The sequence below is a fragment of the Moheibacter lacus genome, assembly GCF_014042165.1.
GTDB classification, from domain to species: domain Bacteria; phylum Bacteroidota; class Bacteroidia; order Flavobacteriales; family Weeksellaceae; genus Moheibacter; species Moheibacter lacus.
In genome coordinates this window covers 124,178-136,838 of the sequence record NZ_JACDZE010000002.1, presented here as the reverse complement: position 1 = coordinate 136,838, position 12,661 = coordinate 124,178, and the positions used below count along the sequence as shown (strand labels likewise).

The 12,661-nt window shown below is 37.3% G+C and carries 11 protein-coding genes; 2 read left to right on the top strand and 9 right to left on the bottom strand.

Annotated elements, in window-relative coordinates:
• Positions 1–32 precede the first annotated feature (32 nt).
• The 8 genes from HU137_RS08745 to HU137_RS08710 all read right to left on the bottom strand — a co-directional run bounded on the left by HU137_RS08745 (position 33) and on the right by HU137_RS08710 (position 8,684).
• Positions 33–1,046 carry a TQO small subunit DoxD gene (locus HU137_RS08745; RefSeq protein ID WP_182043463.1) on the bottom strand — a complete coding sequence of 338 codons (1,014 nt, stop codon included), beginning with the start codon at positions 1,044–1,046 and terminating at the stop codon, positions 33–35.
• Positions 1,047–1,133: 87 nt separating this feature from the next.
• Positions 1,134–1,490: a hypothetical protein gene (locus HU137_RS08740; RefSeq protein ID WP_182043462.1), complete on the bottom strand. Its 357-nt coding sequence runs from the start codon at positions 1,488–1,490 to the stop codon at positions 1,134–1,136.
• An 8-nt stretch (positions 1,491–1,498) separates the two neighbouring features.
• Entirely contained in the window at positions 1,499–1,696 is a 198-nt protein-coding gene (locus tag HU137_RS08735; protein WP_182043461.1) for a DUF6132 family protein, read from the bottom strand.
• 5 nt (positions 1,697–1,701) lie between these two features.
• The gene (locus HU137_RS08730) at positions 1,702–2,331 is read right to left on the bottom strand and encodes a methyltransferase (protein ID WP_182043460.1); all 630 of its coding nucleotides are present in this window, start codon (positions 2,329–2,331) and stop codon (positions 1,702–1,704) included.
• Between the two features lie 84 nt (positions 2,332–2,415).
• Complete coding sequence (locus tag HU137_RS08725; RefSeq protein WP_182043459.1) at positions 2,416–3,825, bottom strand: TolC family protein; 1,410 nt, start codon at positions 3,823–3,825, stop codon at positions 2,416–2,418.
• A gap of 2 nt (positions 3,826–3,827) precedes the next feature.
• Positions 3,828–6,968 carry an efflux RND transporter permease subunit gene (locus tag HU137_RS08720; RefSeq protein WP_182043458.1) on the bottom strand — a complete coding sequence of 1,047 codons (3,141 nt, stop codon included), beginning with the start codon at positions 6,966–6,968 and terminating at the stop codon, positions 3,828–3,830.
• Entirely contained in the window at positions 6,968–8,173 is a 1,206-nt protein-coding gene (locus tag HU137_RS08715; protein WP_182043457.1) for an efflux RND transporter periplasmic adaptor subunit, read from the bottom strand. The genes HU137_RS08720 and HU137_RS08715 overlap by 1 nt, the downstream gene beginning before the upstream one ends.
• A gap of 22 nt (positions 8,174–8,195) precedes the next feature.
• Complete coding sequence (locus tag HU137_RS08710; protein WP_182043456.1) at positions 8,196–8,684, bottom strand: hypothetical protein; 489 nt, start codon at positions 8,682–8,684, stop codon at positions 8,196–8,198.
• A 172-nt stretch (positions 8,685–8,856) separates the two neighbouring features.
• On the opposite strand from HU137_RS08710, the gene HU137_RS08705 reads away from it, so the two are divergent.
• Positions 8,857–9,378 carry a YceI family protein gene (locus tag HU137_RS08705; protein ID WP_182043455.1) on the top strand — a complete coding sequence of 174 codons (522 nt, stop codon included), beginning with the start codon at positions 8,857–8,859 and terminating at the stop codon, positions 9,376–9,378.
• 54 nt (positions 9,379–9,432) lie between these two features.
• Here HU137_RS08705 and HU137_RS08700 read toward each other — a convergent pair whose 3' ends face one another.
• Positions 9,433–11,082: a POTRA domain-containing protein gene (locus tag HU137_RS08700; protein ID WP_182043454.1), complete on the bottom strand. Its 1,650-nt coding sequence runs from the start codon at positions 11,080–11,082 to the stop codon at positions 9,433–9,435.
• A gap of 124 nt (positions 11,083–11,206) precedes the next feature.
• On the opposite strand from HU137_RS08700, the gene HU137_RS08695 reads away from it, so the two are divergent.
• Positions 11,207–12,661 carry a protein adenylyltransferase SelO gene (locus HU137_RS08695; RefSeq protein WP_182043453.1) on the top strand — a complete coding sequence of 485 codons (1,455 nt, stop codon included), beginning with the start codon at positions 11,207–11,209 and terminating at the stop codon, positions 12,659–12,661.

Here is a 12,661-nt window from a genome sequence, read left to right as displayed (position 1 = left end):
ATGAATCGCTTTTTTTCTTAACCATCAATTCCTTATGGAATCGTTATTACAGTTTCCCATTTCGCACCACTGATGTCCGTTAGTTCCAATCGGTATTCTCCTGCTAAATCTTTAAAAGCTTCATGTTGAAAAATCAAATTGGCTCTTGCGCCAAGGGGTAAAACCAAACTATGTTTCCCGGGTTTTACTTTGGCAACAAAATCATTTTCAATTTGGTCGGATGAAAGTTGGGACAATTGATTTTGATTTTGTTCAAAAATGATTTCACCTTTTTCATTGGTCAATTGTATTCCGATTAAAAATGAACCATAAACATCAGCTCCTTCATCCCGAAAAACGGTAAAAGATAATTTTTGATTTTCAATTTTTGCATTCGTGATCGTTATATGCGGTTTTACAGAGAGATTGTGCAATTTCCCATAAACTCCACCGTGGAAATATTGATTGGTAAAAAGGGTCATTCCAAAAATAAAAATAGAACCAATTATGACCATTTTTGACAAAAGGACGTCTTTTATCGGTAAAAGATTAGAACCTAAAAATCCAAACCATTTCGTTTGGGTAAATCCTATTTTTTTAGAAGCTAAATATTGGTCTAAAGAAAATTTACCGCCTCCTGATAGAAAAATAGTAAAACCGGAAGCGATGCCCAGTACACCTATTTGCCATTCATCCAAACAAGTCGTCCCGAGCCAACCAGAACCCAAAAGAATACCAAAAGCCAATGAAAATACGCCGATGCTCATCAGTCGGGTAAATAATCCGAAAATAAAGAAAAGCCCGACGACACCTTCTATAATTGTAAAAGAAGCCATTGCCCACCAAAGGCTTTCGGGATTGGAAACCAAATGCTCGATGAGCGGTTTGATCCCAAGGGCATGAGGTAAGAAATGATTGAATTTTTCTCCGATGTAGCCGGCTTCTTCAGGGTTGAGTTTGTTTTCCAATATAAGGCGCCGCCAAAAGGCTGAAAAATAGGTCCATCCGGCAACTAAACGCAAGGAAGTGGTAAACATACCTGCGTATGAAAATATTTGATTGTTCATTTTTAAAAGTAATATTTGATTAATAAAGTAATATATAACCAATTGAATATGAGTTCAATTGATTGTTGTATTAAAATTATTATGGAATCAAATCAAATATTCTTCGTACAGAATAAATAGGGGAACAGAAGATGAGTAAATTACTTCTTTCTCCTGATTGAGATCAAAAGAATCGGTCGAAAAACCAATTGAATAAATGGGTGATTTTAAACCGGAAAGTCCAAAAATTGGAGAAGAAATATCTGAAGAAACTTGAAGAGAATCAGCTTTTGAGATGGTTTGGCAAGTGAAGTTTGGGTTGTTTTTTTTGGTTTGATCAACCAAAACCAAAGCATCATCTACAGCGGATTTGAGTTCTTTCTTAATGGCGCAAGGCAATAAGAAAGCAATCATCATCAAAAATAGAAATATAAATTTACCGCTATTTAGATTTTGATTTTTCATTATTAATTTTACTTCGAATTCTTTTTAAAAATGGATAAAAATAAACCACCCATGACCGAACCGTAAACGGTGCTATTCAAGGGATTTGAAGTGATCGCACAACTTCCCGAATCACATCCGATTTGCTGCCAATAGAAAAATCCGCCTATGGCGCCCAAAGCAATTCCGATTAATGTTAATTTATGTTTTACTACAAAATTCTTCATTCCAATTATTTTTTAACCAAATTGATAAATACTTCAGATTTGGATCTGGGAGGAATGCTGTTGTAACATTCATCCATAGTTTTGATCCTGAAATAGGGCTCAAAGATAGGTTTGTATTCACAAGGACAACCACCAAAGGGTGGATGATTTTGATCAAATTGTTTATCAAAAAGCAAACCAATTATTTTACCATTTTCATTGAGCAATTCGGCTGATTTCTCTACATATTCCGCTCGACGAAAAGGAGGGATGGCACAGAAAAAAGTTTGCTCGATGATCAGGTCATAATTTCCGTTATGTTGGAAGAAATCTTCACATAAAATGGAGATGGTTGAATCGTCCGCAAATTTCTCTTGTAATCTTTTTACGGCATTGGGTGCAATGTCGATCAGGGTAATATCTCTAAAACCATTCTCAACCAAATAAGCAGCTTCATGCGCGTTTCCACAGCCCGGTATCAGAATTTTGGCCTTTTTATCGGGAAATTGATTCATGTATTCCACGATAGCCGGAGCAGCTGCACCTATGTCCCATCCGGTTTCATTTTTTTCCCATCTTTGGTTCCAATAATCCTGGTCCAATGGATTTTCACATTGGGTCACACAACATTGAATTTCGGTTTCTTTTTGATTCATTTTTCAAAGATAAAATATTAGCCGTTTAAAAAAAGCTACTCAATCAAGTAGCTTTTTATTATATTTCTAATTTTCAACTTTCAATTAACGCCATCCGCCGCCTAAAGCCAAATAAAGTTGAACCACAGCATTTAGTTTTCCGTAATCTGCTGAAATTGCATTTAATTTAGCATTCAAGGCATTTTGCTCCGCTACCAAAACATCCAAATAATCAGCCAAACCATAGTTCAACAATTCATCCGAATAATTTCGAGAATCAAAATAAGCTTGGTATTCTTGCTCTTTTAAATCGGCCAATTTGGTTTGGGTTTCATAATCACTAAGTGCATTGGAAACCTCTTGACCTGCATTTAAAATGGTTGATTTATAATTCAAATACGCAATTTGCTGATTGTTCAAAGCCACTTCTTTTTGGGTCTTCAATTGTCTTTGGTTGAAAATCGGTTGGGTCAACGAACCAATTAGATTAAAGAAAAGAGAATTCGCATTGAACAATTTGTCGATGTCCACACTTTGAAGTCCGCCATTTGCGCTCAAAGATAGCGTCGGATACATAGAAGCTCTTGCTACATTACTCAATTCCAATGAATTGACCAATGAGTATTCAGCAGCCAATACATCTGGACGATTGTCCAACAACTGAACCGGAACACCTGATTTTACCAGTTCTGTTTGAATTTCCTGCGCATCCAATCTTCCTCTTGCAATCGATTGCGGTGCATTTCCCATCAAAACACTCATGGCGTTTTCCACGATTTTGATGTTGTTGTCGATTGAAATAATTTGGGCTTCAGCATTGAGGACTTGTGCCTCATATTGTTTCACAGCGGCTTCAGTCAATTGCCCTGCTTCTTTAAGTGCTTTTGAAGTTTCCAAACTACTTTTTCTCGATAAAATCGTTTCATTTAGGATTTCCTTTTGAGCATCAAAAGACAACAATTGATAATAATAAGTCGCAATCGCAGAAACAATTTCTGATTTGATGGCTTGATGAGCTGCTACACTTTGTAAATAAGTTGCCAATTGCGCTCTTTTCTGACTGGCAATTTTGCCCCAAATATCCGCTTCCCAACTGAGGTTTGCGCCAAATTCGTACTGTGTAATATACTGTCTATCACCGATGATTTGCCCAAATTGGGTATTTACTGAACTCGACGAATAAGTAACAGACGGACCGACGGACAGCATAGGCAATTGTCCAGCTTTAGCTTGGAGCACATAGGCATTTGCATTTTCTATATTTTCCAAAGCAACCATTAAATCCAGATTCTGGTTCAAAGCGGTCGTGATATGATTTTGCAATTGTTTGTCAGTAAATAATTCTTGCCATTTGACTTGTGCCAAATTGGTTGTATCATTTACTTCTCTTTCTGTACGGTACATGTCTACATTTACCTCTTTCAGAATTTCTCTGCTGTATTCTTTTTTAATCGTAGAACAAGATTGAACCAACAAAAAAGTGGTAAAGACTATGATGGGTATTTTCAATTTCATAATTAATGGATGTTTGAAGATTCTGAATCAAATTTAATCGGCTTAATGCGTTCTTGTAATGCTTGAAAAATAACATACAAAACCGGAATCACAACCAAACCGAAAATGGTACCGATTAACAAACCAATTGCTGCACCGGTTGCTACTGAACGGTTACCAACTGCTCCAATTCCTGATGCAAAAACCAATGGCAACAAACCACAAATAAAGGCAAATGATGTCATCAAAATCGGGCGAAGACGCGCTTTTGCAGCATTAATTGCAGATTTGGCGATGGTTTCACCATGCATACGCCGGATTTGGGCAAATTCGACAATCAAAATTGCGTTTTTGGCCAATAATCCTACGAGCATCACCAAGGCAATTTGGAAGTAAATATTATTTTCCAGTCCAAATAACCACTGACCTAAATATGCGCCCATGATCCCAAATGGCAAAGAAAAGATGACAGAAAAAGGAACGATGAAACTTTCATACAATGCACTCAAAATGAAATACACAAAAATCAAACACAAAATAAAAATCACAACGGTCTCTGATCCTGCATTTACTTCTTCACGGGTCAAACCAGAATAATCAATCGAATAATTGCTCGGTAAAGTTTCTGCTACCTCCTGAACGGCTGAAATGGCATCACCGGTCGAATAACCCGGATTATTTGCTCCAGATACCGTAACGGCATTGAATAAATTGAAACGATTTAACGACGGTGGTCCATACGTTCTATCCAATGAAGCAAACTGAGAAATAGGTGCCATTTGACCACTTGAAGTTCGAATATAGAATTCATTTAAAGAAGAAACATCTTTCCGATCTTCCGGTAAAGCTTGGATAGAAACACGATAATATTTACCATATTTCGTAAAGTCAGAAGCATAAACACCACCGATATACCCTTGCAATGCACTTAAAATATCAGAAATAGAAAGTCCTGCTTCTTTGATTCGAGGTACATTTAGTTCCAAATCCAATTGAGGATATCCTGTCTTAAAGGAAGATTGTGCATATTGGATTTCCGGACGGGCCATCAATTCCTGAATGAAATTCTGCGTAGCAGCATCTAAATCGGCAACTTCACCTCCAAATCGGTCCAATAATTTAATTTCAAATCCTGCGCTGATTCCATATCCTTGAATAGAAGGTGGTCCGAAGAAAACATATTGGGCATCTGGAATTCCAGCTGTCACACCAAATAATTTTCCGGTGATTTCATCTACACTTTGTCCATCAGCATGGGTTCTTTCTTCAAATGAATTTAATTTAATGAATCCCAACGCTTGATTGCTCCCTGCACCTCCTAAGAAACTTCTTCCGGTGATATACGTAAAGGATTGTACGCCAGGAATTTGTTCCACGACCGGTTTTACTTTTTCCATTGCCAAATAGGTTCTGTCCATTGATGCTCCCGGAGGCAATTCGGCGTTGATGAAAATAATTCCGCGGTCTTCATTTGGCACAAATCCACTTGGCATCGCACTATTGGCAAAATAAATTCCCAATCCGGCTATGACAAATAAAATAACGGTAACCCATTTATGACGAAATAGGAAAGTAAACATATTCCCGTATCGTTTAGTCGCTGCATCAAATCCGGTATTGAATTTATGGAAAAATCGCTGGAAAATATTTTTGTTTTCATAAGCTTTTGGTTCTTTGTGTTTCAAGAACAAAGCACATAGCATGGGGCTCAATGTCAATGCATTGATCGCAGAAATGATAATGGTAATGATCAAAGTGATACCAAATTGCTGATAAAAAACACCGGTAGGACCAGAAATAAAAGTTACCGGCACAAACACAGCTGCCAAAACCAAAGTAATGGAAATAATGGCTCCGGTGATTTCGCTCATCGCATTTTTGGTGGCTTCTTTTGGATGTTCGCCATTTTCCAGTTTTGCATGGACGGCCTCGACGACGACGATGGCATCATCCACTACGATACCGATGGCGAGGACCATCGCAAATAGCGTCAATAAGTTGATGGAGAATCCAAATAAATTCAAAAAGAAAAAAGATCCTATCAATGAAACCGGAACTGCAATGGCCGGAATCAAAGTGGAACGAATGTCCTGCAAAAAGATAAATACGACGAGAAATACTAAAATAAAAGCTTCAATGATCGTATGTACCACTTTTGAGATGGATGCATCCAAAAATTCATTGGTATCAAAATTAATCCGATAACCTATTCCTTCCGGAAAGGATGCTTCTGCTTGTTCGAAATAGGCTTTGATATCGTTGATGATGGTTTGGGCATTCGAACCTGGCGTTTGGTAAATCGCAATACTCACAGCAGGATCTCCATTACTTCTACCGATTCCGGCGTAAGATTGACCACCCATTTCGATATCTGCAACATCTTTAAGTCTTAAAAATTGACCATTGCCTATGGATTTAATGATGATGTCGTCATATTGTTCTTTTTCGTTGTAACGACCTTTATACGTGATAACATACTCAAATGAATTTCCGGCATTGGAACCAATTTGTCCTGCGGCAACTTCGCGGCTTTGTTCTTGAATGGCAGCAGTTACATCAGATGGATTGAGTCCATAAGCTTTCATCTGTTCCGGTTTGAGCCAAACACGCATAGCATAAGTTCGACCACCGAAAACATTTGCGTCACCTACACCGTTGATTCTTTTTAACGCAGGAGTGATGTTGATATTTCCATAGTTTTCGATGAATGTTTGGTCATAAGCTTCATTGCTCGAGTAAAGCGAAATAAACATCAAAGCACTTGTTTGTTGTTTTTGGGTAACAACTCCGGTCTGATTTACTTCAGAGGGCAGGATAGGAGTTGCCCGGGCTACACGGTTTTGAACGTTTACCGCTGCAATATCTGGATCTACTCCCGGTTTAAAGAAAACTGAAATATTGGCCGATCCATTATTGGAAGCTGTAGAAGAAATATAGTCCATATCTTCCACACCATTCACTTGTTCTTCAATAGGAATCACCACACTTTCCATAACCGTTTTGGCATTGGCTCCTGGATAAGTGGCATTAATTTGTACGGTAGGCGGCGCAATGTCGGGATATTGTGTGACCGGTAATTCGGTCAAACCTAAAATCCCGAGTATCACAATCAAAATTGAGATTACAGCTGCAAATACCGGTCTGTTGATAATAAATTGAATCATTATTTAAATACAGGTTTAATGGATTGGACAATAGAATCAAAATTGGCCGGTTGAGGTTGGATGGCTGTTCCGGTACGTAGATTTCCTACTCCTGTCGCTACGATTTTATCCCCTTCTTTTAAACCGTTATTGATGATGGCCATGTTATTGGCTCTTGCCGTAATGCCAATAATGGTAGAAACTGCAGTATCTTTTTCTACTTTGTATACATACGTTATTCCTTGTTGTTCAAACGTAGAAGATTCAGGCACGACCAAAACATCTGGATACAGTTGAGGAATCATGATACTACCGCTATTTCCATTGGTCAAGAGTCCGTTTTCATTGTCAAAATGAACTCTAAACTGAATTGTTCCAGTTTGCGGGTCGATTTGCCCTGTAACTGCTTCAATTTTTCCTTCTTCAGAATACATGCTTCCGTTAGCCAATTTCAATTTGACAGGAGGAAGATTTTTGATTTTTTCTTTAAGCGTTTTTCCTTCATTGTTTTCCAAAAAGTCCAAATACTCTTTTTCATTCATAGAAAAATAAGCATACAATTCGCTGACATCTGAAATGACCGTTAAAGGTGTAGCATCATTTGGACCAACGAGGTTTCCTTCTCTTAGCGGCAAGCTACCTACCACACCCGAAACCGGCGCATAAACAGTTCCATATCCTAAATTGGCGGCAGCCGATTTATAATTGGCTTGAGATTGAAGGTAACTGGCTTGTGCTTGTTTGTGTTGACTTTGAGCCGAAAGTAAATTGGCTCTTGCCGTTTCCAACTGAACTGAACTAATGATTTTTTTCTCAACAAGCGGAACCAATTTGTTGACCTCTATTTGAGCAGCATCCACTGCAGCTTTAGCGGCAGCAACTGAAGATTCTGAAGCTGAAACACCACTTCGAGCTGCACTCGCATCTTGAGATAAAGTGTTGGTTTCCAGCTTAAAAAGTGCTTGACCTTTTTGTACAAATTGTCCTTCATCTACATAAACCTTGGTAATATAGCCTGTGATCTTTGCACGCACATCACTGTTCACAACTCCTTCTATACTAGCCGGATATTCCGCAAATGCAGTTATAGAATCCTTCGGAACACTCACCACAGGATAGGGTTTCGCCATTCCTTGTTGCGCACTTCCAGCATTGTCTTTCTTACAAGATTGTACCATTCCTATCAGTACAATCCCCAGCATCAAATAAAGCGTTCTATTCTTCATAGTTCATCTCGTTATAATAATTTTATAATTTACAATTTAATTTTTCTAATTTTTTGATTGTTCCATCCAATAACTCAATGGCACTGTCCAAATGTTCTAAATATACCGTCACCTTTTCTTTGTGGATATCTTCAGCGTCTTCGGAGGACTGTATTTCTTCTCGGTATTGGAACAACTTTTCAGACAAATATTTTTCCTTAATCAATTCATTTTTTGTCTTTTTTAGCCGAATGGGTAATTGATGTGGTGTCAATTTATATCTTCGTTTTCTTTCGTCAATTTTGTTATATTGACCTATGAAATCATATTTGATTAATAAATTCAAACTAGAAGACATAGAACTTTTACTCACATTAAATATGCTGACCAATTCATCAAAAGTATAGCCTTCCACGTTTTTATCCACCAAAATAAAGGCAAAAACCTTTGAAGTTAATGGTGGTAATTTATTAGTTTCGTGAAAATGATTGGCAAATTCTTCAATCAATTCCAATTTAATTTCTTCATCCAAACCTTGAATTTTTTTGCAAAAATATAGTTTGTTCGGAAAAAACAAAACAAAACGAAATGATTTAACGTTTCTTTAATTTATAGATGATTCCCAGGTTGATTTATTATCCTATATCAATTCCTGTTTAGCTTCTACAAAATAACTTTGCAACCATAATTTAAATTTATTCATTATGTCAATTAAATGGAACGTAGATAAAGCGCATTCAGAAGTTAACTTTAAAGTTAAACACATGGTAATCTCAACTGTGTCAGGCAATTTTTTAGAATTTGACGCATCAGCAGAATCGACTTCAGAGAGTTTTGAAACTGGAACTTTCAGTTTTACCGCTCAAATCGATTCGATTCACACAAAAAATCCGCAAAGAGATGAACATTTGAAAAGCGATGACTTTTTCAATGCTGCCGATTTCCCTGAATTAAAATTTACATCAGAAAAATGGAGTGGGGGAAATTTAAATGGAGCAATTACCATAAAAGGGGTAACCCAACCCATCACTTTGGAAGTAGATTTTGGTGGTGTCATCACAGATCCTTATGGGAATCAACGCGCCGGATTTGAGTTCTCAGGTCAAATCAAACGCAAGGAATTTGGATTAAATTGGGATGCCGTTATGGAATCTGGTGGAGTGGTTGTTTCCGATAATGTAAAATTTTCCGTAAATTTGGAATTTATAAAGGAGAGCGTAAAATAATTAAGCACACACAAATACCTTGTTTCTTGAATAAAGGAGCAAGGTTTTTTGTTCTTAAAATCTTGTCAAAATCCCGAAATGAATTTTTGAGTTCCGGAAGTCAAACGCATTATCAGACTGTTTTCCAACTGCATAACTCAGGTTAAATACACCCAATTGCGTCAAAAATGAAATGCCGGTACCTATTCCCAAAAAGTTCTCATTCACACCATTTGATTTGTTTTCCACAAATCCATAATCCCCAAATAGCGCGACATAAAACCCGTCATTGGGCATGAACCGATATTCCACACTACCGATTCCATAAGCCGATGCAAAAATGCTCTCTTCATTAAATCCGCGAAAACTCCCAAATCCTCCGATTCTGTACAATTCATTTTCCGTATAAAACGCTTCATCTCCAAACAAACCATATCCTTCGATTTGCGTTTTCAATAAATGTTTTGGGAAAAGTTTGAAAATATAAAAAGCATTGAGCCCGACTTCATATTGAGGAATGTCAAATTTTGTGATTTCCTCTGTCGTGGGATCGATTTTTTGGCTTTTTCTTCGCAATGCTTTTCCGACCATACTGATGCCTGATTTCCCTTCTAATAATCGATTTTGGGAAGGTTGAAAAAATTCATAACTGAGTCCGATTCCCGATTTGTTAAAATCATCGTACAACAAAGCCATTTCCGGATATTCGTCCAGCACGAAATTGGAACTTTCATAACTTAAATTCAAACCTAAATTGGAATTCATGCTGATTTGATAAAATAGCCGCTCTTCGATTTTTGTATTGACAAACACACTGTCTTTCCGATACATATTGAAATTGGTCTGTGTTCCCACAGCCGAACGGAAAAGGTAAGGAACCCGAACGTTCAAATCCAAAGTCGTGCTTTTATCTGCCGTCGCAATCCAATTCAATCGGATTTTTTCCATGCCGTTAAAATTATTGTTCAACTCGATTTTCACATTTCCATTCAGTCTGAAATCCCCATTGGCATCATTCCCAAATCCGAGCACACCATCAAATAAATTGGATTTTACTTTTTTGACATAGAGATAAACCGTCGTCGAATCAGTATTGAAAAGCGTTTGAGGCGCGCGGATTTCTTCAACAAATAAATTATAACTCATCCTCTCCGAAATCTTTTTCAATTCCGCTTCATTGTAAATTTTTCCTTTTTTCAGCCCCAATCCGTGTTTGATATAGCCTTTGGACAATTTTTCATAACCTTCCACATTCACACCGTCGATGGTACGTGCAGCAAATAATTGAACATTGAGTGCAACTTGGGCTTCACCGTCTTTGTAACCCATCGGCAAGATTTTTACTTCCGTAAACGGAAAACCTTTTGCCGCATAATTTTCATTGACTTTTTGAATCAAAGAATCCAGATTTTTCACCGCAAACCAATCTTCTTTTTTCTGAAAAACCGAATCATTTTTTACCCAAATACGCTTGTACATTTTTCCTTTGTTCAGATAAACTTGATGTGCTTTTATGGAATCCATTTTCAAAGTATAGAACCCGATGGTTTTAAGCGAATCCAAGGTTTGATACAGCAAAGAATCGTTTTCAATTCTTTTCTGGAAGTCTTTTTCATAGCTGTTTTTATCCGATTTGAAATCGTAAAATGTATAAATAGAGTCTTTCTCTTGTGCCAACCCAAAAGAAAAAAACAGCAATACAAGTATGAATAAAGGAAACTTCACTTTTCTGAAACGCTAATTAACGAAACAAATTATAATTGAATGAAATGAAAGCATAAAAACTTTGTTGTACAGAAATCCGAGATTCCAATCTCTGCTTTGTAATTTTGTCTAAATTCTATTTCAAATGAAATCCGATTCTATTTTCAATTTTGACAATTCCTATAAAAAGCTTTCCCCGAAATTTTTTGAATCGGTTCATCCTTTTCCTGCCCCAAATCCCGAATTGCTATTGCTCAATCAAGATTTATTGAAAGAATTGGATTTGGAAAACGCTGATAAAAATGAATTGGCTCAAATTTTATCGGGAAATAAATTGGCTGTAGGTTCTGAACCGATTGCCCAAGCCTATGCCGGTCATCAATTCGGACATTTCACGATGTTGGGTGACGGAAGAGCTATTTTGCTCGGAGAGCATTTGACAAATTCGGAAAAACGATTGGATATCCAACTCAAAGGAAGTGGTCAAACACCTTTTTCCCGACGTGGCGACGGAAAAGCCACACTGAAATCTATGTTGCGCGAATACTTGATGAGCGAAGCGATTCATCATTTAGGAATCCCTACTTCCAGATCTTTGGCGGTGATCAAAACAGGAGAGAAAGTTTATCGGGAAATGCTGCAGGACGGAGCGGTTTTGACAAGAATCATGCGCAGCCACATCCGGGTCGGAACTTTTGAATTTGCACGGTATTTTGGTGGAATTGAATATGTAGATGAATTGATGAAATATACGACGCATCGTCATTTTCCAGAATTGAAAGAGGCTAAAAATCAAGCTTTGGCTTTACTTGAAAAAGTTATGGAATTGCAGATGGATTTAATCATCAATTGGACGCGCGTAGGATTTATTCACGGTGTGATGAATACGGACAATGCGTCGATTTCAGACGAGACTTTTGATTACGGTCCTTGTGCGTTTTTAGGAAAATACATTCCCGAAACCGTTTTTAGTTCGATCGATACACATGGCCGATATGCATTTGGAAATCAGCCGAATATAATCAAATGGAATTTGGCGCGTTTTGCGGAAACTTTAATTCCTTTAATCGATTCAGATGAGAAAAAAGCCATTGAAATGGCTACTGAAAAAATCAACGAATTCGATCAAAAATTTACCCAAAAATGGTACAGAATGTATGCATCGAAATTGGGTTTTGTAGAAATTAAAGAAGGTGATGAAAAGTTAGTAGATGAATTTTTAGGGCTGATGGAAATTCATCAAAAAGATTATACCAATTCGTTCACATTTCTACGAATGCCTGAAATTTTTGATGAAAACCAATTCTTTCTCGACGAGAAATTTGAGGCTTGGATTTCGAAATGGAAACTTCGCATTCAAAATCAAGAAGGAGGAAAGCAAGCAGCATTTGATTTGATGCAAAAAACAAATCCGGTTTTCATTCCTCGAAATTATTTCGTAGAAAAAGCATTGGAAACCGCTGTAAATGGGGATTTAACCGAATTCAATTCTTTTTTGGAAATTTTGAAAAATCCGTATGAATTCAACCTAGAAAATAAAAACTATTTGCATGCGCCAGAAGCTTTTGATGCTGAATTTGTGACGTTTTGCGGGACTTAA

Bases quoted from the DNA above. Each gene is read 5' to 3' on its own strand.
- HU137_RS08745 (WP_182043463.1), bottom strand. From the start codon at position 1,046: ATGAACAATCAAATATTTTCATACGCAGGTATGTTTACCACTTCCTTG.
- HU137_RS08740 (WP_182043462.1), bottom strand. From the start codon at position 1,490: ATGAAAAATCAAAATCTAAATAGCGGTAAATTTATATTTCTATTTTTG.
- HU137_RS08735 (WP_182043461.1), bottom strand. From the start codon at position 1,696: ATGAAGAATTTTGTAGTAAAACATAAATTAACATTAATCGGAATTGCT.
- HU137_RS08730 (WP_182043460.1), bottom strand. From the start codon at position 2,331: ATGAATCAAAAAGAAACCGAAATTCAATGTTGTGTGACCCAATGTGAA.
- HU137_RS08725 (WP_182043459.1), bottom strand. From the start codon at position 3,825: ATGAAATTGAAAATACCCATCATAGTCTTTACCACTTTTTTGTTGGTT.
- HU137_RS08720 (WP_182043458.1), bottom strand. From the start codon at position 6,968: ATGATTCAATTTATTATCAACAGACCGGTATTTGCAGCTGTAATCTCA.
- HU137_RS08715 (WP_182043457.1), bottom strand. From the start codon at position 8,173: ATGAAGAATAGAACGCTTTATTTGATGCTGGGGATTGTACTGATAGGA.
- HU137_RS08705 (WP_182043455.1), top strand. From the start codon at position 8,857: ATGTCAATTAAATGGAACGTAGATAAAGCGCATTCAGAAGTTAACTTT.
- HU137_RS08695 (WP_182043453.1), top strand. From the start codon at position 11,207: ATGAAATCCGATTCTATTTTCAATTTTGACAATTCCTATAAAAAGCTT.